We start from the raw sequence: 24,948 nt of genomic DNA on the forward strand, positions 1-24,948 counted from the left end.
TTGTAATTTAGATATATATATAACAAATTCCATAGAGGTATTAATCTCTATGGAATTTATTAAAGCAATATAATTCTAATAAATAGGAGAGTGTAAATTATGAAATTACTTCAAGTAAAGCCACAGGTTCATAAATTTGAAACTTGCAAAGAGTTTGCAGAGTTCTTCAATATAGGAGAAGGCGATTTTGTTTTAACAAATGATTTTATATACACACCAGCTATGGGAGAACTTAACTTAAAAGCAGACGTGTTGTTCCAAGAGAAATATGGAACGGGTGAACCATCTGATGAAATGATAAATGCCATTATGAAAGATATGGAAGGCAAAAACTATAAGAGAATAATTGCTATCGGTGGCGGAACTGTTATTGATATAGCTAAATTACTTTCTATAAAAGATGCAAAAAATGCTCTTGATTTATTTGAAAAGAGGATTCCTATTGTGAAAGGTAGAGAACTTATTATAGTTCCTACAACTTGTGGAACTGGTTCTGAAGTTACAAATATATCTATAGCTGAAATAAAAGAAAAACAAACTAAGATGGGTCTAGCTGTGGATGAGTTATATGCAGACTATGCAGTTCTTATCCCTGAACTTGTAAAAGGACTACCTTATAAATTCTTCGTAACAAGTTCTATAGATGCATTAATTCATGGAATTGAATCTTATGTATCGCCAAAATCTAACATATATACTGAACTATTCAGTGTTAAAGGAATAGAACTAATACTAAAAGGATATATGGAAATAGTTAAAAAAGGTGAAGACTATAGAAAAGAAATTATTGAAAATTTCGTAGTCGGAAGTAACTACACAGGCATTGCATTTGCAAATACAGGAGTAGGAGCTGTACATGCACTTTCTTATCCTCTAGGAGGAAAATATCATGTGCCTCATGGCGAAGCAAATTATCAAATGTTTATTGAGGTATTTAAAATGTATTATAAGAAAAATCCAAATGGTAAAATTAAAGACATTAATAAAGTATTATCAGATATATTAGGCTGTGATACTGCTAATGTATATGAATCATTATCAACTGTTCTAGACAAATTATTATCTAGAAAGCCACTTAGAGAGTATGGAATGAAATCAGAAGAAAAAGAGACATTTACAGACAATGTAATAGTAGGACAACAAAGATTGCTTGCAAATAATTACGTTCCACTTTCAAGAGATGAAATGATAGCTATTTATAGCAACTTATATTAGAATTTACTGAGTTAAATAGAAAACGAAAAGCCTAAAGATGTAAATCTCCAGGCTTTTTGTTTTTGTAATTTAGTGTTATTATAAAATGGTATGATTTAACGAGGGGGAGACTAATAAATGTTTGAGATGATAGATAAATATAGAACAGGAATTAAACATATTGATGCAGAGCATGAAAAACTTTTTGAAATAGGTGAAAGAGCATATCAATTACTTAAAAATTCATATGAAATTGATAAATATGATAAAATAGTAGATGTAATTGAGGAATTAAAAGAGTATACAAGTTATCATTTTAAAGATGAAGAAGACTATATGGAAAGTATAAATTACAAAAGATTATTTACTCAAAAAATGGACCATATATATTTTATTAAAAAACTAGATGAAGTTGATTTGAATAAAGTGGATGAAAATCAAGATGAGGCTATAATGGGAATATTATCTTTTTTAAATGATTGGTTGATTAACCATATATTAAAGAAAGACCTACTTATATCAGCAGAATAATATTACCTTAAACACTATTTTAGAAATAGAATAAATTTAAATATAACACATTAAAAAGTCTACCTTTCTTAAAAAATATTTAAGGAAAGTAGACTTTTTATCTTAACTATTTACTTACTCATTCACACTAATATGAGTTTTAATCGTATTTATTGGTAAATCTTTTACTACATAACCGTGATTTTGTAGAGTTATGTATATTTTGTTTTCTTCTATATCTTTTACGGGGTGATTTGAGCCTCTGTGACCAAACTTCAATTTTTCGGTGGTTCCGCCAAGACTTAATGCTAAGTGTTTTAGTTAAAGCACTAGTATCAATTCCTTCAAGGCCTATAATATGATTTTGCTTTAAGTAACTTTGTAAATCCATCTCGCATCGGAAGTTGCTAGGGCTATCACATTTCTCTCTAACTATGAATCCGCTTACTTTTGGTCCTTCTGATTCTATATCTTCTAAATTTATTCCGTAATTTCCTATAAGAGGGTAAGTCATAGTTACAATTTGACCGTAATAAGATGGATCAGTTAATACTTCTTCATATCCTATCATTCCGGTATTAAATAATACTTCTCCCACGCTTTCTTCTAAATACCCGAAAGATTTTCCTTCAAAAACAATCCCGTTTTCTAATATTAATTTTGCTTGCATCTTGCTGCCTCCTTAGTAAAAATAAAATGATAGAGTTTAACTTGGTAAATAATTTAAATTTATTAAACAACAAGATTATAATCTTGTATTTATACAAGTATTATGTATATTTATACACAATACTTCACAAACAAAGATTTGTCAATATAAAACCTAGTCTATAATTAAGGTTAGGCTTATTCTGATTTTTAATGACTTTCAACGGTTTATATTGTAGACGGGTACAGTGTAAATGCAAAAATAGTAACTAATACAAATATATTTTAAGAATTATACCTTGCATATTTATTCGATGTAATGTATAGTTAATAAAAATGAAGCAAAGGGGATGAATATATGATAAAAGTTGGAATTGTGGGAGCGACTGGATATGCAGGAGTAGAACTTTTGCGATTACTACTCCAGCATCCTGAAGTTAAAGTAACAGAAATTGTATCACACTCATTTGAAGATAAAAATATCAGCGATATATATGAGAGTTTCAATGAAAATTGTAAATTAATATGTAGTAGCTATACAGATTTTATGAAAACTGGTATTACAAAATGTGATTTGGTTTTTGCTGCATTGCCACATGGATTAAGTGAAGACATAGCTTTTAAATGCGATAGACAGGGAATCGTTTTTATAGATATAGGAGCAGATTTTAGGCTGGAAGACGAAGAATCCTACAAAAAATGGTATGGGCTAAGCTATAAACACAAGGCATTACATAGCAAAGCTCAATATGGATTACCAGAACTCTATAGAAAGCAAATAAAACAGTCGAGAATTATTGCGAATCCTGGCTGTTATCCAACCAGTATTATCTTAGCGCTGGTTCCTGCTTTAAGAAAAACCCTAATTAGTTTAAGTTCAATAATTATTGATGCAAAGTCGGGTCTTACTGGAGCGGGAAGAGAACTGTCCTCCGCTAGTCATTATATAGAATGTAATGAGAGTATGAAAGCTTACAAAATTGGTTGCCATAGACATACACCTGAAATAGAACAGGAACTTTCAAAGGCTGCAAACACTGAAATATTAGTAAATTTTACGCCTCATTTACTTCCTATAAATAGGGGGATATTGTCCACTATATATTGCGATTTAGAGGTACCAATTACTTTAGAAGAATTAATAGAGCTTTATAGAAATTTTTACGCTGATGAGAAATTTGTAAGGGTCCTGGATATAGGTAAGAGTGTAGAAATAAAAAATGTTAGAGGATCAAATTATTGCGACATAAGTCTTAATATAGATATTAGAACTAATAGACTTATTATTAATTCTACAATTGATAATATGATTAAAGGTGCAGCAGGGCAAGCAATTCAAAATATGAACTTGATTTTTGGACTCGCAGAAAATTTAGGATTATGTTATATCCCTATGGTATTTTAGCGAAAAATTTAGAATGGAGATGGGTTAAATGAAAATTATTAATGGTGGAATAACTGCACCAATTGGATTTGTTGCAGCTGGTATACATTGTGGATTAAAAAAGAATATAAAAAAGAAAGACTTAGCGGTTATATATTCAAAAAAAATATGTACTGCCGCTGGGGTCTATACTACAAATAAAGTTAAGGGAGCCCCATTAATAGTAACAATGGAGCATTTAGAAAATTTAAAGGCTCAAGCAGTAATTGTTAATAGCGGAAATGCAAATACTTGTACTGGTTTAGTAGGATATGAAAACGCAAGAAAAATGGCTCGACTTACTGCTGACAATTTAAATATTAAAGCAGAGGACGTAATTGTTGCATCCACAGGAGTTATAGGTGCTCATCTTAATATGGGACTCTTAAAAAAAGGCATACCTGAAGTTTGCATGAGCATTAGTAAGCAAGGGTATATTGATGCAAGAGAAGCAATTAAGACAACAGATACTGTTAAAAAGGATATAGGTATTGAGATTGATATAGCTGGTAAAAAAGTAACTATTGGCGCAATGGCAAAAGGATCTGGCATGATTCACCCTAATATGGCTACCATGTTAGCATTCATAACTACGGATTTAGACATTGATGAAATCCTGCTAGTAGAGGCACTAAAGGAAAGTGTAAGTAAAACTTACAATATGATAAGTGTTGATGGGGATACAAGTACAAATGACATGACGGTGATCCTTGCAAATGGAATGGCAGAGAATCCAAAGATAACCCAAAAAGATATTAATTATAAAATATTTTTGGATGCGTTACAGTTTTTAAACACAGAGCTTGCAAAAAAAATTGCTAAAGATGGTGAAGGAGCTACAAAACTCATAGAAACTATTGTTAAGGGAGCAGTAACTTACGAACAAGGCGCAAAGATAGCAAAGGCTATAATTGCTTCAAGTCTTGTTAAAACTGCTATGTTTGGTGCAGATGCAAACTGGGGTAGAATTTTATGTGCCATAGGTTATTGTGGAGAAGATATAAATCCAGACAGTGTTTCAATAAGCTTTGAAAGTGGTAAAGGCTATATTAAGGTATATGAAAATAGTCAACCATTAGACTTTTCAGAAGAAAAAGCCAAGGAAATACTTTTAGAAAATGAAATACAAATTATTGTAGAACTTAATAAGGGCAATTTTGAAGCAGTTGCATGGGGCTGCGATTTGAGTTATGAATACGTAAGAATTAATGGAGATTATCGAAGCTAAGTAGTAGAGGAGAATATTTAAAATGGCTATTAGAGATAAAGTTAAGGCAGATATATTAATTCAAGCTCTTCCCTATATTCAGACACACTTTGGGAAAACTATTGTAGTTAAATATGGTGGGAATGCAATGATAAATGAAAGCTTAAAGGAAATGGTAATAAATGATCTAATTCTTTTGAGTTGTATAGGCATAAAAGTAGTAGTAGTTCATGGCGGGGGACCACAGATAAACAAATATTTAGGTAAGTTCGGTAAGAAATGTGAGTTTATTAATGGACTTAGAGTAACGGATGATGAGACTATGGAGGTTGTTCAGATGGTACTTGATGGTAAAGTAAATAAAGAAATTGTTGCTCTAATTGATAAAAATGGTGGAAAAGCTATTGGAATAAGTGGAATTGATGCTGGACTTTTAAAAGCAAAAAAGAAAGTGTACAGAGCTGATGTAGACTTAGGTTTTGTAGGAGATGTAACATCTGTAGATGAAATGGTACTTATTAATTGTTTGAAAGAGGGCTATATACCGGTGGTATCTACAGTGGCTCTTGGGGAGGATGATTATAAACCATATAATATAAATGCAGATTATGCTGCTTCTAAAATAGCCGGAAAGTTAAAGGCTGATAAGCTTATACTTCTTACAGATGTACCTGGAGTTTTAAGAGATTTTGAAGATGAAACAAGTCTTATATCTGAAATAGATATTAAGGATATCCATGTACTAAAAAAAGAAGGAATTATAAAAGGCGGAATGATTCCGAAAATCCAATGTTGCAAGCAAGCGATAGAAGAGGGTGTAAAAAGAACACATATTATTGATGGAAGAGTTCCTCATTCTATTCTACTTGAAATGTTTTTAGACGAAGGCATTGGAACAATGATAAATTAAATACTCTAAAAAATATATAGAAAAGGGTGATTAAAATGAATACTTCTTTAGAAATGGAAAAAGAACAAAAATATATAATGCAGAATTATGGTAGATTTCCAGTTGTAATTGAGAGTGGTAATGGCTGTAAATTATATGATGTAGATGGTAAAGAATATATAGATATGACTGGAGGTATAGGGGTTAGCTGTCTTGGATATAACAATGAAGGAATAAAAAATGCACTTCATGAACAAATAGATAAGATTCTTCACACATCAAATATTTTTTATAATCCAACTACTATAGAACTTGCAAAACAGCTAACACAACTTACGGAGATGTCTAAAGTTTTTTTTGGGAATTCTGGTGCAGAAGCAAATGAATGTGCAATTAAAATAGCTAGAAAGTATGGGTTTGATAACTATAATGGTAAGAAAAATAAAATTATCACATTAAAGAAGTCTTTTCACGGAAGAACAATCACTACACTTACAGCTACTGGACAAGATAAATATCATAAATACTTTCATCCTTTTACTAAAGGGTTTAAATATGTAGAAATGAACAATATGGAGGAAATGAAGGACGCACTTGATGATACCGTGTGTGCTGTAATGTTGGAAGCTATTCAGGGTGAAGGAGGGATTCACCCTATGAGCGTTGATTTTGCAAAACAAGTGGAAAAACTATGTATGCAAACAGATACCCTACTTATTTTTGATGAGATTCAATCTGGTATTGGTAGAACTGGTAAATTCTTTGCTTATGAAGCCTTGGATGTAAAACCTGATATTGTAACTATAGCAAAAGGTTTAGGTGGCGGAGTTCCCATAGGCGCTGTTCTTTGTAATTCTAAAACCGGAAATGTGCTTGCTAAAGGCGATCACGGAAGTACTTTTGGTGGTAGTCCAATAGCCGCAGCGGTGGCAATTGAAGTATTAAGAGTGATTTCAGAAGATGGTTTTTTAAAAGAAGTTGAGAAAAAAGGGGTGTATATAACTGAAAAACTCAAAAATATGAACATAGATAAGATTAAAGAAGTTAGAGGTTCAGGACTTATGATAGGCGTAGAATTAAACTGCAAGGTAAAAGAAATACTCAATTCATGTATACAAAAGGGAGTTCTTTTTCTAAGCGCGGGGGACTATGTGGTAAGAATGCTACCTCCTCTTATAATAACCTATGAGGAAATAGATATAGCTTTGCAAACATTAGAAGAAGCAATTAATAGTATACAACCTTAACAAAAGGTAGTGGGAGTAAAAAAATACTCCCACTACCTTTTTAATAGAAAAAGTGGTTGTTTTAATAAGGAAAATTATTAAGTAAATTAGTAGTTGACTTCAATAAAAAAAAATGGTATTATCTTATAAAGTCACAGTGGTAAAGTATTAACGTAGTAAAGTAAAAGAGCATCTGAGGAGTGAAATTATGAATAATTGGAAAACCCATATACCAGAAGGATCAAGAGATATCCTTTTCGAGGATTGCAGTAATAAAATTGAGATTGTAAATAAACTTAGGAAATTATATATAACTAGTGGCTATTTAGAAGTACTATCCCCTACATTAGAATTTTATGATGTTTTTCAAGGAGAAACTACATCTATTGAACAGGAAAAAATGTATAAACTTTTTGATAATGTAGGAAGAATATTGGTGTTAAGACCAGATATGACAACACCAATAGCAAGGATTGCGGCAACGAAGCTTAAAGATTCATTATATCCACTGAGAATATGCTACAGTGGAAACATATTTAGGGTGAATGAAAATTGGGATGGGAAGATAAGTGAAGTCACTCAATCTGGAATAGAAATATTAGGAAGTGAAAGTCAAAAGTCAGATTCAGAGGTAATTATAACAGCCATTCAGGCTCTTCTTGCAATAGGGGTGAAAAAATTTGAACTTGAAATTGGCCAAGCTGAATTTTTTAAAGGCTTAATCGAGGATATAGAACTAGGTAGTGATGAAATGGAAAAGTTAAGGGGACTAGTTGAAAGTAAGAATTTTGGAGCGCTACGAGAGTTTTTAGAAAAGAGTGAATCACGAGTTGGCATGGATAATTTAGAAGCTTTAAAAAAATTACCGGAACTATTCGGAGGTATTGAAATTCTTGCGAAGGCTAGAAGTTTAACAAAAAATAAAAGAGCAGTGGCAGCAATAGATACTATAGAAAAAATTTATGAAAGAATAGAAAGCGTAGGACTTGGTGAATATATTTCAATTGATTTAGGAATGGTTCAGCAGATTGATTATTATACGGGCATTATTTTTAGAGGATATAGTAGTAAGGTTGGAACTACAATTATTAGTGGAGGAAGATATGATAATTTAATTGCAAAGTTTGGTGCGTCTATGCCAGCAGTTGGTTTTGCTATAGATGTGGACAACATCCTATCCGTTCTTGAAAAACAAGGGAATAATAATGAAATATTAAAACAGATTTTTCTTATTCATTATGAAAATTCGCAAGTAGGAAGTGCTTGCACGCTTGCATCACTGATTAGAGCAAAAGGATTTATTGCAGAGCTTGGCCTATTTGAAGATAAAGAAAAGGCTTTGAATTATGGACAGCAAAAGAATATAGATAAAATGATATGTATGTATGAAAATGAAAATGTCCAAATAATAGATATTAAAAGCAAGAAATGCTGGAGCGAGGATTTAGAGAAATTTATTGTGAGTTTGGGGGAATAATGATGAAAGCAATTCGGATAGCATTAACAAAAGGAAGACTGGAAAAGTACGCTATTAAAATGTTTGAAGATATTGGAGTAGATTGTACGCAGCTACGACACAAGGGAAGAAAATTAATCCTAGTGGATGAGAAAAATAATATAGAATTTGTGCTAGTGAAATCCACAGATGTTTTGACCTACGTAGAACACGGGGCTGCAGATATAGGAATTGTTGGCAAAGATACTTTAATGGAACAAAATAAAGATTATTATGAAGTTGTAGATTTAAAAGTTGGGAAATGTATATTCGCTGTGGCGGCCCTACCAAGTTTTAAAAGCTATGATGGATACAATCGCAAAAAGATAGCTACTAAATATCCAACAGTAGCAAAAGAATATTTTAAGAAAAACAATGAAGATGTAGAAATTATAAAACTTGATGGATCGGTGGAACTTGCTCCTATATTAAAATTATCAGATGCAATAGTAGATTTGGTTGAAACTGGAGATACATTAAAAGAAAATGGACTAATTATAATAGAAAAAATCTGTGATATTAGTGCAAGAATGATTGTAAATAGAGCAAGTATGAAAATGAAAAAAGAGAAAATAAGCAACTTAATATTGAAGGTTCAAGAATATGTAGATAAAAATGAGGTGTCAGTATTATGATAAAAATTATAAAAGCAAAGAGCAACGTAGGAAAAGAACATATGGAAAATATTAAAAAAAGAGCAGAAGACATTCAAAAGGATGTGAATACTGTGGTGGATAAAATTTTACAAGATGTAAAAAGTAGAGGCGATGAAGCCATAATACAGTACACACAAAAATTTGATAGTAAATTTATTACTAAGGAAAATCTTATTGTATCAGAGGAAGAAATTAAGAATGCCTATAAAATGGTAGATAAGGATTTCCTAGATGCAATTAACCTAGCAAAGAAAAATGTGACGCAGTTTCATGAAAAACAAATAAGAAACCCCTTTATGATGACAAAACAAAAGGGAGTTATTTTAGGACAAACAGTTAGAGGCGTAGAAAGTGCAGGTATATATGTACCCGGTGGCACAGCGGTATATCCGTCCTCAGTTATTATGAATGCAATTCCAGCAAAGGTGGCAGGTGTTGAAAATCTAGTAATGGTGACACCACCACTAGCGGATGGAAGTATTAACCCACATATCTTAGTAGCGGCAGACATAGCAGGTGTAGGCAAGATATATAAAGTAGGTGGTGCACAAGCAATAGCTGGTCTTGCTTTTGGAACAGAAAGTATTTCTAAGGTGGATAAAATTGTGGGGCCAGGAAATATATACGTGGCCATGGCCAAAAGAAGTGTATTTGGATATGTAGATATAGATATGATTGCGGGGCCAAGTGAAATACTAATTATTGCAGATGAAACTGCAAATGAAAAATTCATTGCTGCTGATTTAATGTCTCAAGCAGAGCATGATGTACTTGCATCAGCAATGCTAATAACAACATCTAAAGACCTTGCAGAAAAGGTAGTAAAAGAATTAGAAGTACAGATAAAAACTATGAGCCGAAAAAATATTATTAAAGAGTCTCTGTTAAAATATGGAGTTATTTTAATTGTTGATACTATAAATGAGGCTATAGAACTGGCTAATAAAATTGCACCAGAACATCTTGAAGTTTTAGTTGAAAGTCCATTTGATTTTTTAGGAAGTATAAAAAATGCAGGTTCTATATTTTTAGGTGAGTATTCGCCAGAACCACTAGGTGATTATGTTGCAGGACCTAATCATGTTCTTCCAACCGGTGGAACTTCAAGATTCTTTTCGCCATTATCTGTAGATGATTTTATTAAAAAATCAAGTTATATATACTATACAAAGGAAGCTTTAGGTGAGGTCAAGGATAAGGTAATAAAACTTACAGAGGTTGAAGGGCTAACTGCTCATGGAAATTCTATAAAAGTGAGGTTTGAAAAATGATACAGGACTTATTTAGAAGTGATCTAAGAAATTTTAAAGCTTATGAACCCTCCAAAACTGATTATAAAGTAAGGTTAGATGCCAATGAAAATTTTAGTAACCTTTCTCAAGAGATAAGGACAAAGATAGGTTGGGCAATTGAGGAATCTATTTTTAATAGATACCCTGATCCAGCTGCCTTGGAGGTATGCGAACACTATGCACAGTATGCAAATGTAAAGAGTATAAATATAATGGCAGGGAATGGTTCAGATGAATGCATACAAATCATTACTAATACTTTCTTAAATACAGGTGATAAGGTAGCAATGCAAAGTCCTGATTTTTCAATGTATGCACTATATACTAAAGTTGCAGGTGGAATACCAATTGAGTTTCCACTTGATGATGAGTTGAAATTGGATGTAGAAGGTTTTATTTCAATGGTAAAAAAAGAAAAAGTTAAAATAGTGTTTTTATCCAATCCTAATAATCCTACTGGTGGAATTATTTCAAGAGAGAATATTATTAAAATAATTGAAGAATGCAATTGTATTGTGGTTATTGATGAAGCTTATTATGAATTTTATGGAAAAAGTGTAACGGATTTAATCGAGCAGTATGAAAATTTAATTGTACTTAGAACCTGTTCTAAGTTTGGACTTGCAGCAGTTAGGATAGGATTTTTAATTACTGGTAGTGTTCTAATGGGAGAACTTAAAAAAGTAAAACCTCCTTATAATGTGAATGCAATTTCTCAGAGTATTACTTCTGTTATTTTAAAAGATTCGGAAATTATAAGTAAAAATATAGAACGTATACTTATAGAGAAAAAGTATTTATTACAAGGATTAAATAATATTCTTAGAATAAAAATCTATAAATCAGAAGCCAATTTTATATTGATCCAATTTGAAGATGCACAAAAGATTAAAGAAAAACTTTTAGAGCTAAGTATAAATGTGAGAAGTTATGCTTCTGGTAGATTGAAAAATTGTTTAAGAATAACAGTTGGCAGCAGAGAAGAAAACCTAAAATTATTAGACAATATTTCCCAGGAAAAGTAAAAAAATATATATGGTTAAGTATATTTGTATTTTGAAAATTAAGGGAGTGATATAAGTGATTATAAGAGAATCGAAAATTTTGAGAGAAAGTAAAGAAACAAAAATAGATTTAAGTCTAAATTTAGATGGATGTGGAAAATATGAAGGAGACACAGGCATAGGTTTTTTTGATCATATGTTATGTCTTTTTGCAAAACAAGGACTTTTGGATTTATATGTAGAGGTACAAGGGGATTTAAATGTAGACTCCCATCATACAATTGAAGATGTAGGGATAGTACTTGGAAGTGCTATTAAGAAAGCAATGAAGGGCAAAGAGGGGATTAAGAGATATGGAACTAGTTTTGTACCAATGGATGAAACACTTGCTACAGTGTCCCTAGATCTTAGTGGTAGAGCGTTCCTTGTATTCGAAGGAAACTTTACTGTAGATAGGCTTGGAAGCTTTGATACAGAAATGGTAGAAGAATTTTTCAGAGCTGTTGCAGCTAATGCAGGAATTACGCTTCATGCAAGAATTATTTATGGAAAAAATAATCATCATATGGTTGAGGCACTATTCAAGGCTTTTGGAAAAGCCTTAAGTGAAGCACTTACCTATGACGAACGGATAAAAGGAGTACTATCTACAAAAGGATTTTTATAAGGAGGGGAATAGTATGATAGCTATAGTGGACTATGGTGTGGGAAATTTAAAGAGTGTTCAAAATGCTCTTAAAGCCTTGAATATTCCTTCTATAATATCTTCTGATAACGAGGAAATAGCAAATAGTAGAAGCATTATTGTTCCAGGTGTGGGTGCCTTTCCAGATGCAATGAAAAGTATGAAGGCTAGAGGCCTTGATAAGGTAATTATATCAGCAGCAAAGGAGGGCACGCCAATACTTGGTATATGTCTTGGCATGCAGCTCTTCTTTGAGGAAAGTTACGAGATTGAAAAATGCACGGGATTAGGCTTTTTTAAAGGAACCATTGTGAAATTAGAAGGAGCTATAAAAATTCCTCATATGGGATGGAATAGTTTAACTTTTGAAACGTATAATCCATTACTCCAGGGCGTAGAGGAAAATAAATATGTATACTTTGTTCATTCTTATTATGCGAAGGTCCATGAGGAAGGCATAATAAATGCATATAGTACTTATGAAAAAAAAATACCTGCAATTGTAAGTAAGGGTAATATATATGGTATGCAATTTCATCCAGAGAAAAGCGGCGAAGCTGGGATGAAACTACTCGAAAACTTTGGGAGGCTAGTATAATGAAGATATTTCCAGCAATAGACTTAAAAAACGGGAAATGTGTTAGACTATATCAAGGTGAATTTAATTCTGCTAAGGTTGTTGCGGAAGACCCTTTGCAAACAGCCCTAAACTTTGCAGCGAAGGGGGCGGAATATCTACATATGGTAGATTTGGATGGGGCATTAACTGGAACTATTGAAAATTTAAATAGTATAAACAAAGTTATAAGTGATGCAAAGATTCCTATTCAGCTAGGTGGAGGAATAAGGAGTTTGGATACCGTTGATATGCTAATTAAAAAAGGTCTGAGTAGGGTAATACTTGGCACTGCAGCTTTGAATAATCAATCTCTTGTAAAAGAGGCTGTTAAAAAGTATGGAGACAAAATTGCAGTTGGTATCGACGCAAGGGATGGATATGTAGCAGTGGAAGGCTGGCAGACTAGCAGTAAAATAGAATATATAGATTTTGCCAAACAAATGGAATTTCTAGGAGTTAAAACTATTATCTTTACAGATATAAGTAGGGATGGAACTTTGACGGGACCTAATTTTGAAGCCACGGGTTTGATGAATGATACGGTGTCCTGTAATATAATTGCCTCCGGTGGTATGAAATGTCTTGCTGATATAAAAAAACTTAGGAAGATGAATTTGTATGGAGCCATTATAGGGAAGGCACTTTATAGTGGAAATATATCACTAGAAGATGCAATCTATGAGGGGAGTAGATAAAGATGCTTACTAAAAGAATCATTCCTTGTCTGGATGTAACTATGGGAAGGGTAATGAAAGGAATCAACTTTATAAATTTAACTGATGTAGGCGACCCTGTAGAAATCGCTGAGTTTTATAACAGTGAAGGTGCAGATGAAATAGTTTTTTTAGATATAACAGCTACTCATGAAGGAAGAAAAACCATGCTCGATGTGGTAAAAAGGACTGCTGAAAAAGTATTTATCCCTCTCACTGTAGGTGGAGGAATTAAAACTATAGAAGATTTTAAAGAAACTCTTAGAGCCGGAGCAGATAAAATTTCTGTAAACTCCGCAGCAATTAGAAGGCCTCAGCTTATTTCAGAAGCAGCAGCAAAGTTTGGAAGCCAATGCGTAGTAGTTGCTATAGATGGTAAGAAAAATGCGGACGGACTCGGATGGAATGTTGTTATAAATGGCGGGAGAATAGATACAGGCCTAGATGCCTTAGAATGGGCTAAAACTGTAGAAAAACTAGGGGCAGGCGAAATACTCTTAACTAGTATGGATTACGATGGAACAAAAAAAGGATATGATATAGAATTTCTAAATGCAGTTACGGGAAGTATAAATATTCCTGTAATTGCGTCAGGTGGTTGTGGTAAACTTGAAGACTTTTATGAGGTTTTTGCGAAAAGTGGAGCAGATGCGGCCCTTGCAGCATCACTATTTCATTACAAAGAATTATCCATAAGAGAAGTAAAACAGTATCTTAAAGATAGTGGTGTAGAAATTAGAATTTAATAAAAACTAACGAAATGTGGTGGTTTTGTGGACATAAAAGAGCTTCAATTTAATAATGGATTATTACCTGCAATAGTGCAGGATTATAAAAGTGGAAAGGTTTTAATGCTTGCATATATGAACGAAGAATCGCTTGAAAAGACTATGGCCACAGGAACAACTTGGTTCTGGAGCAGATCTAGAAATGGGTTCTGGAACAAAGGTGAATCCTCAGGACATTTTCAATATGTTAAGAGTATAAGTATTGATTGTGATGCAGATACAATTCTTATTAAGGCAGAACAAAAGGGGGTAGCTTGCCATACAGGGAAGGAAAGTTGTTTTTACAGGGAAATTTGGAATGGTAAAATAGATAAATAAATTAGAAAAGGGGTTAATAAAATGAGTGAAAATAATGTAGTACAGGAACTTTATAAAATAATCGAAGAAAGAAAAGAAAATCCTATAGAAGGTTCTTACACAAGTTACCTTTTTGAAGAGGGCTTGGATAAAATCTTAAAAAAAATAGGTGAGGAAAGTGCAGAAGTTATAATTAGTTCTAAAAACGATGATCAGAAAGAAATTGTTTTAGAAATATCTGATTTATTCTATCACACACTAGTACTTATGGTATTAAAGGGAGTTAAAGTAGAAGATATTGTGGAAGAGCTTGAAACAAGAAGGAAAAAGATAGGAAATAAAAAACAAAGCAGAGAAGATACTGTAGGAATACACTAAGATAAATAAAAGACTGACATATAAGTGGCAGTCTTTTATTATTATAAAAACAAAGGAAGAAAAAATACTGGGTTGACAAATTATAAAAAATGGTGTATTTTAATAGTATATTTAGCACTCATACACATAGAGTGCTAACAAAAATAAATATAAAGTTATAGGTACGAAAGGGGAAATTTTAATTGGAAAAGAAACAGTTTAAAACAGAATCAAAGAGGCTTCTGGATATGATGGTAAATTCAATATATACTCATAGAGATATTTTTTTAAGAGAACTTGTCTCTAATGCTAGTGACGCTATTGATAAAATCTATTATAAAACATTAACAGATGAAACATTAACTTTTGATAAAGAAAACTACTTTATTACTATAGCTAATGATAAGGAAACTAGAACACTTACAATTTCTGATACAGGTATTGGTATGACTAAAGATGAGCTTAGTGATAACCTTGGAGTTATAGCTAAGAGTGGATCTTTAGCATTTAAAAAAGAAAATGATATAAAAGACGGTTATGATATAATTGGTCAATTTGGAGTTGGCTTCTATTCCGCATTTATGGTAGCGGATCATATTACTGTTATAAGTAAAGTATTTGGTAGTGATGAAGCTTATAAATGGGAATCAGATGGTGCAGAGGGTTATACTATAGAACCTTGTGAAAAAAGTACTGTTGGTACAGATATTATACTTAAAATAAAAGAAAACATAGAAGACGAAGACTTTGATAAGTATCTTGAAGAAGATGGACTAAAAACAATTATAAAGAAATACTCTGATTTTATTAGGTACCCAATTAAAATGGATGTAAGTGAATCAAAATTAAAAGAGGGTAGTGAAACAGAGTACGAAGATTTTAGTACTGAAAAAACTGTAAATAGCATGGTTCCTATATGGAAAAAAAATAAAAGTGAATTAACTAAGGAAGATTATGATAGCTTTTATGCAGAAAAGCACTTTGGCTATGATAAACCAGCAAAACATATTCACATTAGTGTGGATGGTGCTTTAAGTTATAATGCAATATTATTTATTCCAGGAAAAATGCCTTATGATTTTTATACAAAAGAATATGAAAAAGGCTTAGAATTATATTCAAGCAGCGTTTTAATCATGAATAAATGTGCAGACTTATTGCCTGACTATTTTAGTTTTGTAAAAGGAATCGTGGATTCAGAAGATTTATCACTTAATATATCTAGAGAGGTATTGCAGCATGATAGACAGCTTAAACTTATAGCTAAAAATATAAAAACTAAAATTAAGAATGAGTTAGAAAACTTATTAAAAAATGAAAGAGAAGTGTATGATGAATTCTACAAATCTTTTGGAAGACAATTAAAATTTGGAATTTATAGTGAGTATGGTAGCAATAAAGAAGTACTTCAAGACCTACTTATGTTTTATTCGTCAAAAGAGAAAAAAATGGTAACACTAGATGAATATGTTTCTAGAATGCCAGAAAGTCAAAAATATATTTATTATGCTGCTGGAGAATCTAACGAGAGAATTGAAAAATTACCACAAATTGAAATGGTATCAGATAGTGGATTCGAAATTCTATACTTTACAGATGATGTAGATGAATTTGCTATAAGAATGTTAATGGCATATAAAGAGAAAGAGTTTAAATCTGTATCAAGTGGCGACTTAGGTATAGAAGAAGAGAAAAAAGACGACACTGAGATCAAAGATGAAAAAGAAAGTAAGGAATTATTCGAGCATATGAAGAAGGTTTTATCAGGTAAGGTTAAAGATGTTAGAGCATCAAAAAGACTTAAAAATTATCCTGTATGTCTTTCAAATGAAGGCGACCTTACAATAGAAATGGAAAAAATATTAAATTCTATGCCTAACAATGAGAATGTAAAAGCAGATAAGGTTTTAGAAATAAATATAAATCATGATATGTTCACAGCGCTAAAAGATTCTTTTGAAAAAGATAAGGATAAGTTTGATTTATATACAAATATATTATACAGTCAGGCATTACTTATCGAAGGGTTACCTATTGCTGACCCAGTAGAATTTACAAACAGTGTATGTAAAATAATGGTTTAAGTAGAAGCTATAAATGAGCTATAAATGGACATTCGTTTATAGTTCATTTTTTTATTCAACAAATTTCAAAGGAGAGATAAGCAGTTATGGTAAAACTCATTGCAACTGATATGGATGGTACACTATTAAATGATAATGGCAAAATAAATGAAAAAATGTTTGACTTAATTCATAATCTTAATGACAAGGATATAAAATTTGCAGCAGCTAGCGGTAGGTTTTACTCTCAACTGAGTAAAAACTTCGAAAAGGTAAATACGGATATGATATTTATTGCTCATAATGGAGCTCTTGTTAAGTATAACAACAAGGGGGAGACATTGTATTCAAACAGTATTGATAAAAAGCAAATAGATGAGGTAATAAAATTAAATCCAAAGCTAGGAGAAGAAATGTTTTTAGCAGCAGAAAATGATGCATATGCAATAAATCCATCAGAAGATATGCGCAGGCAATTTACATTTTCTCAGGTTCCAGTAGTAATAGTAAAATCTTTAAGTGAAATAAAAAAAACCATATATAAGATTACTTATTTTATGGCTGATGGCATAAATCCAGATATTGTTGAATATTTGAAGAAGAATTTAAATGATAAACTTGAATTTGTTGTATCTGGAGACAAGTGGATAGATATAATGAATAAGGGCATAAGCAAGGGAAATGCTATAAAGATACTTCAAGAAAAATTTAATATAGATCAAAAGGAAACCATGGTTTTTGGGGATTATTATAATGATTTGACTATGTTTAAAGCAGCTCACCATAGTTACGCCATGATGAATGCTCCAGAAGATGTGAAAACTCATGCTAAATTTATAGCTGACAGCAATAATGATGATGGTGTCTATAATATAATAGCTGCGTTATAAAGATTGGATTTATAAGCAATAGCCTTTCCTATAAATTGGGAGGCTTTTTGTGTTATTTACTTATATAAACAATAATGGTAGAATAATATTGAATGAAGTTTTAAGCAATGGGGGTATAAAGTATGAAAACACTTATTATTTATGCATCTAAACATGGATGTACGGAAAATTGTAGCAATCTTTTAAAGGATAAACTTAATGGTGAAGTGAAAATTGTAAATATAAAAAAAGACAGTATACCAGAAATAGCTGAGTTTGATAACATTATTGTAGGTGGATCAATATATATGGGTAGAATTCAAAAGGAAATAAATAATTTTTGCTTAGTGAATAGTAGTACGTTAATAAATAAGAAACTTGGATTTTTTACTTGTGGTATGAGTGAGAATGAGATTGCAGAAAAACAGATAAATACCTCTTTTCCTAAAGAATTGTTAACAAACGCAGTTGCAAAAGAACACTTCGGAGGAGAATTCATATTCAAAAAAATGAATTTTTTTGAAAAATTTATTGTTAAGAAGATTAGCAAAAGTGATAAAGATATTTCGAAGATTTCAAAAGATAATATTAATAAATTTGCACTGTTAATAAACAATGTTTAAGTTAAGAGTTGGTGGAAATATATGAAGAAAATAGTTGAAATTACAGTATCTATATTAATAGTAATTGTAACTTCCAAAGCATATTTAAAAGATATCGAAAATGCATTAAATAAAAAAAACAACTCTTTTTTATATAAGTAGTTAACTCATTTAATGCATATAGCCTTTTTCTAGAGCCAATAGGAAAGGCTATAATATTTAGAATTAGTGTCTAAGTGTATTAATCAATTTTCATTAGGAAAATATGTAATTGACCAATTCTGTATCATTTCTAATGCTGGGAAAAGTTCTTTTCCTATTTCAGTTAGTAGAAACTCCACTTTAGGTGGAACTTCAGCATAGACTATTTTTCTAATTAAGCCATCTCGTTCTAATTCTCTTAATTTTTCATTAAGAACTTTTTGGCTAACACCAGAGGTTATTCTCTGAAGTTCTAGAAACCTCTTTGGACCATCATTTAGATGACATAAGATAACTGCTTTCCATTTGCCACGAATTAATTCCATTCCCAGATCTATATTACACACATATTTTTTACCGTTATAGCTAATCATTTGTACACCTACCTATGAAAAAATTATCAATAAACATCTTAAATATCTTTTATTATATACTACTTATGTTATTGTATCAATTTTATTAGAAAATAACCTGTTCTAGACCATAGTAAATTCAACAATTCATACCTTTTGGTAAGGTATCTTACATAAAAGTGCGTACTTGTTCTATACTTTTTTAGGGCGTATACTTCTAATAGAAACGTTGAACTTAACAAGAATAAAGGAGTTGAATTTAAATGATTACTATAGTTGCAAAAAACACAATAAAGCAATCAAAAGTTCTAGAATTTAAACTATTAGCAGAAAAACTTATAAATGAAAGTAGAAAAGAAATAGGATGTATGTCTTATAACTTATATGAGGATTCTAATAATTTTAATATATTAACCTTCATAGAAGAATGGGAAAGTGAAGAGGCCATTAATCTGCATAATAACTCAGAACATTTTACTAGTATTGTTCCAAAATTTGCAGAACTTAAAGAAAGTCAGTCAGAGATGAATTTATATAAAAAGATCTAACAAAACACATAAAAATTATTAATATACATATTACTTTAAATATAATGAGAGGTAGGTAAAATCAATGAAAGTTGTAGCTTTTAATGGAAGTCCAAATAAAGAAGGTAACACTTATCAGGCAATAAAACTAGTTACAAATGAGCTTGAAAAAGAAGGAATAAAAACGGAAATTATTCATGTAGGTAATAAGACAATTAGAGGATGTATAGCCTGTAACCAGTGTGTAAAAAATCAAAATGAACAATGCGTTCTACCAGGTGATGAGGTTAATGGATGGATTCAAAAAATGAAAGAGGCAGATGGAATTATTTTAGGATCACCTGTGCATTTCTCAGCAATGGGTGGGACTATGAAATCATTTTTAGATAGGGCATTTTATGTTGCAGGTGTTAATGGCGGAATTTTAAGGCATAAGGTTGGTACATCTGTTGTAGCGGTTAGACGTGCTGGTGGAATTCCAACCTTTAATCAGCTAAACAATTATATTAATTATTCTGAAATGTTAATGCCAACTTCAAATTATTGGAGTGTTATTAATGGCACAACACCAGGAGAGGCGCTTCAAGATAAAGAGGGAGTACAAATTATGAGAGTGCTTGGGAAGAATATGGCATGGCTTATGAAATTAGTAAAAAACGGAAAAGGAAAGGTAGAAGCACCAGAAAAAGAAAGAAAAACAATGATGAATTTTATTCGTTAATATACTATCCCAGAGGAACAGAACTGCTTAAGGCTAGCAGTTCTGTTCTTTTAGTTTAGGGTTCTTTTCTTTGGATTTTTTTAAAATACTTATATAATTACTAATAAATTAAAAAAGATATAAAGGTTATAAAAATAAATCCGATAATAAAATAACCTATAAAGCAACAAAAAAATACAAATAAATAGAAAAATTACAATCTATAGAAGGAATAACAGCAATATCTGAAGAATCTGCAGCTTCAACACAGGAAATATCTGCATCTATGCAAGAACAAACTAGTGCTATGGAAGAAATATCAAATACTGCCGAAAATCTTGAGAAGATTGTAGCTAAGTTAGATGAAATAGTACAAAAATTTATAATTTAACCTGTAAGTGTTACAAGTATAAAAGAAACTAAAAAAACATGACCTTAAAAAAAGAGCCTTAAGCTCTTTTTTTTTAATTGTCAAATCATTTATTAGAATTGTAATTAGTAGATTTATCTCCTCTAAAACCGTAATTAGTTGAAATTGTTCTTCCTATACTAGTGATTTTACCTGTTATGCATCCACGACAATGAGCGGGAGTATCTCCAGTGCATATTTTACCAGGATATAGAGCATATTGTTTCCTATATTCACCTTCGGTAACATTTGGCATAACTACATTGGCACCGCTTTGAAGGGCCATGAGCCTTCCATTTTTATTTAAGGACTCCATAGCAGTTGTTGCAGGTATGTTAATGTCAGGTAACAGTAACCGAGTTATAGCCATAACCTTAAGGGCCATTGTTAATTCCTTACCCTTGGCACCAGATAGTGGGGTGTCTTCATTGGGAATAAAAGGCCCTATGCCTAACATGTCAGCATTTATTTCTTTGAAAAATAAGATGTCATCCGCATAGGATTCAATAGTTTGGGTTGGAAGACCAACCATGACGCCTGTACCAACTTCGAAATCTAATTCTTTTAAATTTTTCAAGCAATTTAATCTGTTATCGTGACTCATACCTGGGTCTAGTTTCTCATAAAGGTTTTTATCCGTTGTTTCAATTCGGAGAAGATATCTATCAGCACCAGCTTCTTTAAAAGATTTATATTCTTCATAAGATTTCTCACCTATACTTAAAGTTAGAGCTAAATCTAAAGCCTTAATTCCTTTTATTATACTAATAACTTTATCGGTGGTGTAATAATCATCTTCACCACCTTGAAGTACTATGGTTTTATATCCAAATGACTTAGCTTTAGTTGCGAAGTCTAAAATTTGTTCTTCTGTAAGTCTGTATCTAACTATATTTTTATTATCTCGCCTGAGTCCACAGTAAAGACAATTTCTTTTACATATGTTAGTGAATTCAATAAGGCCTCTAAGATGAACATCATCACCTAAATATTTTTTCCTGACATCGTCAGCGGCCTTAAATAGGTCTTGGTCTACATCGTTGCTACTTAAAAGTGAAATAATTTCATTTTTACTTAACATATGATCCGTTTTAGCCTTATTTATAAATTCTAGTAATTCTATCATTAAAGAGTGCCTCCTAGTTTCTATTTCTGCTAAAGTAATTATATCATATACTATATGCATTTGAAAAAAAACTCTAATTAAATAGTAGTATTTTATGTTCATATTATTATAAAAAGGTATCTTTTCTTTCATTAGTAAGTAGTATTCCCCATGCAAAAATTGGTAAAAATGCTAAAACTAAAAATAGAATACCAAATATATTTCCGAGTATACTAAGTAGTGCTGATAACCCCCAAAGAGACATAGTAAAACTCATTTTGTAGATATGGAAATCGCGACTAATTGTGTTTAAAAATTTGATTTTCTTCATTTAAAGCACCTCCAAACTAATTTTTTTATAAAATCATAATAGTAGTAAATGATTTCAGTTTAAAACTCTTTATTATTGTAAATACGTATGGATATCATTAGTGAAATTAAAAAGAAAATTAATCCTATTACTAGTGCTAATGAATTTTGTGTAAAGCTAGAAGTATTAGTAATAAAAAAATTAATATTTCGCACAAAAATATTATTTGGATTTGAACCAGCATATTCAATAGCAGTAGTTGGTACAAAAACAATTAACATAACTAGTAAAACATTAAAAAAATTCATTTTAATAAACCCAAATCTAAAATAAAACGGGAAAAATATGGAGCTGAATATACATACAGAACTCAAAACTAAAACAATATGCAATAATGAAATTGAACTATCGAACATTGAAAGTCCGGTAAATTTTCCTATGAATCCAATCAATATAGAATAAGCAAGGCCTAGAGTTGCAAATACGAATATTGACATATATTTTGCTATAACGATATCGTCTCTTTTAAGTGGTAAACTATTTAGTATAATTTCACTTTTGTTCTTTTCATCGTATTTTACAGCGAAGCTTATGAATATATAAGTTGTAGCCATAGGAGGCAACACATATAAAGCAAATCCATTCAGATTCATTGAAGAAAAAGCAAGTGGTGCAAAAATAGCATAAAGAAAAGTGTATAGCAAGGTCTTTTTCTGTATAGCTATGTCTTTTATTATTAAATTGAACACTAAACATTCCCCCTAACTGTATACACCATAATATCTTCAAGTGAAGCTTTTTCAATGATGCCTCTACCAGTAAATATTTTTCTGGATTTGTTAATATTCTTTGTTAGAGCTTCAAATCCAAAATCAGTTTCTTTTATACTTACAAATTCGCGTCTAGTATCATTGTCTAGAAGTTCTTTATTACCTTTTACTATACCGTAATTTTCGACAATTTCATCTTTAGTTTGCGTAAAAACTAATTTGCCGTTATTAATGAATGTAATATAATCAGCTATTTTTTCAAGGTCCGTAGTTATGTGAGTTGAAAAGAAGATACTTACATTTTCATCTTGAATTATGCTGTATAAAATATCTAACAGTTCACTTCTGAATACAGGATCGAGACCCGAGGTGGGTTCATCCATTATAATAAGCTCTGCATTATGGCAAAGAGCTAAAGCTAGAGAAAGTTTCATTTTCATTCCTTTTGATAGGGTCTTAATTTTATTCTTTTTAGGTAACTCAAATTCTTTTACATATTTTTCAAACAAGGTGTCGTTCCAGTTTTTATAGAAAGGGCGAAGAATATTTTTCATTTCAATGATGTTTAATTCCTCGTAAAAATAATTTTCGTCATAAACAAAACCGATTTTCTGCTTGATTTTTTTGTCATGTTTGGAATTATTGATTCCAAAAATATTTATGTTTCCACCATCTTTTTTTATAAGATTCATTATAAGTTTTATAGTGGTACTCTTGCCTGAACCATTTGGACCTATAAATCCCATTACAGATCCTCTCTCAACATTAAAAGTTAGATCATCTAAAGTAAAATTCTTATAGGTCTTTCTTAAGTTTTTAATTTCTAGTATATTATTCATGTTTGTTCCCCCTTAATTAATTTTCCTCTTCAAATAGAAGTCGTAGCATACTTTGTAATTCTTGTAAGCTTAAATTTAAGAGTTTACTTTCAGTTACGGCCTCAGTTAGTTTTTGTTCTATAGCTGTTAATCGTTTTTCTCTTATTAAATCTTTGTTTTGACCAGATACATATGACCCTTTTCCAGGAACAGTTTCTATAAAACCTTCTCTTTCAAGTTCTTCATATGATCTCTTAGTTGTTATGACACTTATCTGAAGCTCTTTTGCTAAAAGTCTTATAGAAGGTAATGCATCACCCTCGGCAAGTTCATCTTTCATAATGGCGGTTTTAATTTGAGTTACTATTTGCTCATAAATTGGATCCTGTGATGAATTAGAAATTATAATATTCATATCTTACTCCTTTGTACATAGTGTATATATACTATGTAAACAGTATATACGCAATGGTATACATTGTCAACACACAAAAACTATTACAATGAGTACTATGATTAAAAATGCCTTTATATATATAGTCTCAATACTGGGTATAATATTGGAAGATGATAGCATATAATATTATTGACGTGTGTAAAGAAAGATGCTACTATGAAATTACCATATAGTTGCATGCATTTTAAATTAACTAATAAAAATAAGGAGAGATTATTATGAATAAAGTTGAGATTTATACAAGTAATACTTGTGGATATTGTCATATGGCTAAGGACTTTTTTAAAGAGAACAAAATTGAATATATAGAGCATAATATTTCTGAAGATCCAGAGGCTAAAAAAGCACTTATAAAAAAAGGTTATAGAGGAGTGCCCGTAATAGATATAAATGGGGAAGAAATGGTTGGATTTGACAAAGAAAAAATAGTTGCTTTATTAAAACTATAAAAATAATGAAATAGATGTTATAAAAAGAAATCATATTTTTAATATGATACATAGCAAATGGGTAGATAAGCTATCTATTTGCTTTCTTTTTTGTAGTTAATTATAAGAATATTTAGCTTCATATACAGATTTCATGGTGAAATTAGCGTGATGCCTTATCAAAAGTAATTAATCATTAAAAAATCGGTAAGTTGTATAATGAAATGACCGAAGAATAAAAAAAATAAAGACTCAAGGGAAATACTCTAGTATAATGTTAAGTGACAAAACCAACATATACGGGAGGATTTCAAATGAGTCAATTAAATTTTA

The 24,948-nt window shown here is 31.1% G+C and carries 28 protein-coding genes and 1 pseudogene; 22 read left to right on the plus strand and 7 right to left on the minus strand.

What is annotated here, in order from left to right; all coding sequences use genetic code 11:
- Positions 1 to 99 precede the first annotated feature (99 nt).
- Together ACREWB_RS02650 and ACREWB_RS02655 are read left to right on the plus strand one after the other, a co-directional pair.
- The gene (locus ACREWB_RS02650) at positions 100 to 1,215 is read left to right on the plus strand and encodes a 4-hydroxybutyrate dehydrogenase (RefSeq protein WP_431545931.1); all 1,116 of its coding nucleotides are present in this window, start codon (positions 100 to 102) and stop codon (positions 1,213 to 1,215) included.
- 117 nt (positions 1,216 to 1,332) lie between these two features.
- Complete coding sequence (locus ACREWB_RS02655) at positions 1,333 to 1,725, plus strand: bacteriohemerythrin (protein WP_431545932.1); 393 nt, start codon at positions 1,333 to 1,335, stop codon at positions 1,723 to 1,725.
- A gap of 117 nt (positions 1,726 to 1,842) precedes the next feature.
- Here ACREWB_RS02655 and ACREWB_RS02660 read toward each other — a convergent pair.
- Positions 1,843 to 2,374 (minus strand): annotated as a pseudogene (locus ACREWB_RS02660) (carbamoyl-phosphate synthase domain-containing protein); the annotation flags it as partial.
- Positions 2,375 to 2,710: 336 nt separating this feature from the next.
- Here ACREWB_RS02660 and argC point away from each other — a divergent pair.
- The 17 genes from argC (at position 2,711) to ACREWB_RS02745 (ending at position 18,558) form a co-directional block, all read left to right on the plus strand.
- Complete coding sequence (argC, locus tag ACREWB_RS02665; RefSeq protein WP_431545933.1) at positions 2,711 to 3,757, plus strand: N-acetyl-gamma-glutamyl-phosphate reductase; 1,047 nt, start codon at positions 2,711 to 2,713, stop codon at positions 3,755 to 3,757.
- Positions 3,758 to 3,785: 28 nt separating this feature from the next.
- The gene (gene argJ / locus ACREWB_RS02670; protein ID WP_431545934.1) at positions 3,786 to 5,003 is read left to right on the plus strand and encodes a bifunctional ornithine acetyltransferase/N-acetylglutamate synthase; all 1,218 of its coding nucleotides are present in this window, start codon (positions 3,786 to 3,788) and stop codon (positions 5,001 to 5,003) included.
- A gap of 22 nt (positions 5,004 to 5,025) precedes the next feature.
- Positions 5,026 to 5,892, plus strand: a complete 867-nt coding sequence (gene argB / locus ACREWB_RS02675; protein WP_431545935.1) for an acetylglutamate kinase — start codon at positions 5,026 to 5,028, stop codon at positions 5,890 to 5,892.
- A 35-nt stretch (positions 5,893 to 5,927) separates the two neighbouring features.
- Entirely contained in the window at positions 5,928 to 7,118 is a 1,191-nt protein-coding gene (locus tag ACREWB_RS02680) for an aspartate aminotransferase family protein (RefSeq protein WP_431545936.1), read from the plus strand.
- Between the two features lie 187 nt (positions 7,119 to 7,305).
- A complete protein-coding gene (locus ACREWB_RS02685) occupies positions 7,306 to 8,574 on the plus strand; it encodes an ATP phosphoribosyltransferase regulatory subunit (protein WP_431545937.1) in 1,269 nt (422 codons plus the stop codon).
- Positions 8,575 to 8,576: 2 nt separating this feature from the next.
- A complete protein-coding gene (gene hisG, locus ACREWB_RS02690; protein ID WP_431545938.1) occupies positions 8,577 to 9,227 on the plus strand; it encodes an ATP phosphoribosyltransferase in 651 nt (216 codons plus the stop codon).
- Positions 9,224 to 10,519: a histidinol dehydrogenase gene (gene hisD, locus ACREWB_RS02695; RefSeq protein ID WP_431545939.1), complete on the plus strand. Its 1,296-nt coding sequence runs from the start codon at positions 9,224 to 9,226 to the stop codon at positions 10,517 to 10,519. The genes hisG and hisD overlap by 4 nt, the downstream gene beginning before the upstream one ends.
- A complete protein-coding gene (hisC, locus tag ACREWB_RS02700; protein ID WP_431545940.1) occupies positions 10,516 to 11,565 on the plus strand; it encodes a histidinol-phosphate transaminase in 1,050 nt (349 codons plus the stop codon). Before hisD ends, hisC begins: the two co-directional genes overlap by 4 nt.
- 61 nt (positions 11,566 to 11,626) lie before the next feature.
- The gene (hisB, locus tag ACREWB_RS02705) at positions 11,627 to 12,211 is read left to right on the plus strand and encodes an imidazoleglycerol-phosphate dehydratase HisB (protein WP_431545967.1); all 585 of its coding nucleotides are present in this window, start codon (positions 11,627 to 11,629) and stop codon (positions 12,209 to 12,211) included.
- A gap of 13 nt (positions 12,212 to 12,224) precedes the next feature.
- Positions 12,225 to 12,827, plus strand: coding sequence for an imidazole glycerol phosphate synthase subunit HisH (gene hisH, locus ACREWB_RS02710; RefSeq protein WP_431545941.1), 603 nt, complete (start codon positions 12,225 to 12,227; stop codon positions 12,825 to 12,827).
- Positions 12,827 to 13,543, plus strand: coding sequence for a 1-(5-phosphoribosyl)-5-[(5-phosphoribosylamino)methylideneamino]imidazole-4-carboxamide isomerase (gene hisA, locus ACREWB_RS02715; RefSeq protein WP_431545942.1), 717 nt, complete (start codon positions 12,827 to 12,829; stop codon positions 13,541 to 13,543). The genes hisH and hisA overlap by 1 nt, the downstream gene beginning before the upstream one ends.
- Before the next feature lie 2 nt (positions 13,544 to 13,545).
- Positions 13,546 to 14,307, plus strand: coding sequence for an imidazole glycerol phosphate synthase subunit HisF (gene hisF, locus ACREWB_RS02720; protein WP_431545943.1), 762 nt, complete (start codon positions 13,546 to 13,548; stop codon positions 14,305 to 14,307).
- Positions 14,308 to 14,334: 27 nt separating this feature from the next.
- Complete coding sequence (hisI, locus tag ACREWB_RS02725; protein WP_431545944.1) at positions 14,335 to 14,667, plus strand: phosphoribosyl-AMP cyclohydrolase; 333 nt, start codon at positions 14,335 to 14,337, stop codon at positions 14,665 to 14,667.
- Between the two features lie 21 nt (positions 14,668 to 14,688).
- On the plus strand, positions 14,689 to 15,024 hold the full coding sequence (gene hisE, locus ACREWB_RS02730; protein ID WP_431545945.1) for a phosphoribosyl-ATP diphosphatase: 336 nt from the start codon (positions 14,689 to 14,691) through the stop codon (positions 15,022 to 15,024).
- A gap of 182 nt (positions 15,025 to 15,206) precedes the next feature.
- Positions 15,207 to 17,087: a molecular chaperone HtpG gene (gene htpG, locus ACREWB_RS02735; protein WP_431545946.1), complete on the plus strand. Its 1,881-nt coding sequence runs from the start codon at positions 15,207 to 15,209 to the stop codon at positions 17,085 to 17,087.
- A gap of 86 nt (positions 17,088 to 17,173) precedes the next feature.
- Positions 17,174 to 17,956, plus strand: coding sequence for a Cof-type HAD-IIB family hydrolase (locus ACREWB_RS02740; RefSeq protein WP_431545947.1), 783 nt, complete (start codon positions 17,174 to 17,176; stop codon positions 17,954 to 17,956).
- A gap of 122 nt (positions 17,957 to 18,078) precedes the next feature.
- Entirely contained in the window at positions 18,079 to 18,558 is a 480-nt protein-coding gene (locus ACREWB_RS02745) for a flavodoxin domain-containing protein (protein WP_431545948.1), read from the plus strand.
- A gap of 224 nt (positions 18,559 to 18,782) precedes the next feature.
- Here the strand turns inward: ACREWB_RS02745 and ACREWB_RS02750 are convergent, their stop codons facing one another.
- A complete protein-coding gene (locus tag ACREWB_RS02750; protein ID WP_431545949.1) occupies positions 18,783 to 19,112 on the minus strand; it encodes a winged helix-turn-helix transcriptional regulator in 330 nt (109 codons plus the stop codon).
- A gap of 242 nt (positions 19,113 to 19,354) precedes the next feature.
- Between ACREWB_RS02750 and ACREWB_RS02755 the strand changes: the two genes are divergently transcribed.
- A complete protein-coding gene (locus tag ACREWB_RS02755; protein WP_431545950.1) occupies positions 19,355 to 19,639 on the plus strand; it encodes a putative quinol monooxygenase in 285 nt (94 codons plus the stop codon).
- A 64-nt stretch (positions 19,640 to 19,703) separates the two neighbouring features.
- Positions 19,704 to 20,339: a flavodoxin family protein gene (locus ACREWB_RS02760; protein ID WP_431545951.1), complete on the plus strand. Its 636-nt coding sequence runs from the start codon at positions 19,704 to 19,706 to the stop codon at positions 20,337 to 20,339.
- Positions 20,340 to 20,794: 455 nt separating this feature from the next.
- Here the strand turns inward: ACREWB_RS02760 and hydE are convergent, their stop codons facing one another.
- The 5 genes from hydE to ACREWB_RS02785 all read right to left on the minus strand — a co-directional run bounded on the left by hydE (position 20,795) and on the right by ACREWB_RS02785 (position 24,145).
- Entirely contained in the window at positions 20,795 to 21,853 is a 1,059-nt protein-coding gene (gene hydE / locus ACREWB_RS02765; RefSeq protein ID WP_431545952.1) for a [FeFe] hydrogenase H-cluster radical SAM maturase HydE, read from the minus strand.
- A gap of 106 nt (positions 21,854 to 21,959) precedes the next feature.
- Positions 21,960 to 22,163, minus strand: coding sequence for a hypothetical protein (locus tag ACREWB_RS02770; RefSeq protein ID WP_431545953.1), 204 nt, complete (start codon positions 22,161 to 22,163; stop codon positions 21,960 to 21,962).
- 59 nt (positions 22,164 to 22,222) lie between these two features.
- Positions 22,223 to 22,891, minus strand: coding sequence for an ABC-2 transporter permease (locus ACREWB_RS02775; protein WP_431545954.1), 669 nt, complete (start codon positions 22,889 to 22,891; stop codon positions 22,223 to 22,225).
- Entirely contained in the window at positions 22,891 to 23,751 is an 861-nt protein-coding gene (locus ACREWB_RS02780) for an ABC transporter ATP-binding protein (RefSeq protein ID WP_431545955.1), read from the minus strand. Before ACREWB_RS02780 ends, ACREWB_RS02775 begins: the two co-directional genes overlap by 1 nt.
- A gap of 16 nt (positions 23,752 to 23,767) precedes the next feature.
- Entirely contained in the window at positions 23,768 to 24,145 is a 378-nt protein-coding gene (locus ACREWB_RS02785; protein ID WP_431545956.1) for a GntR family transcriptional regulator, read from the minus strand.
- A gap of 260 nt (positions 24,146 to 24,405) precedes the next feature.
- Here ACREWB_RS02785 and ACREWB_RS02790 point away from each other — a divergent pair, with 260 nt between their 5' ends.
- On the plus strand, positions 24,406 to 24,636 hold the full coding sequence (locus ACREWB_RS02790) for a glutaredoxin family protein (protein ID WP_431545957.1): 231 nt from the start codon (positions 24,406 to 24,408) through the stop codon (positions 24,634 to 24,636).
- The last annotated feature ends 312 nt before the right edge of the window (positions 24,637 to 24,948 follow it).

The organism is Clostridium sp., assembly GCF_050717635.1.
Classification (GTDB): domain Bacteria; phylum Bacillota; class Clostridia; order Clostridiales; family Clostridiaceae; genus Clostridium_AD.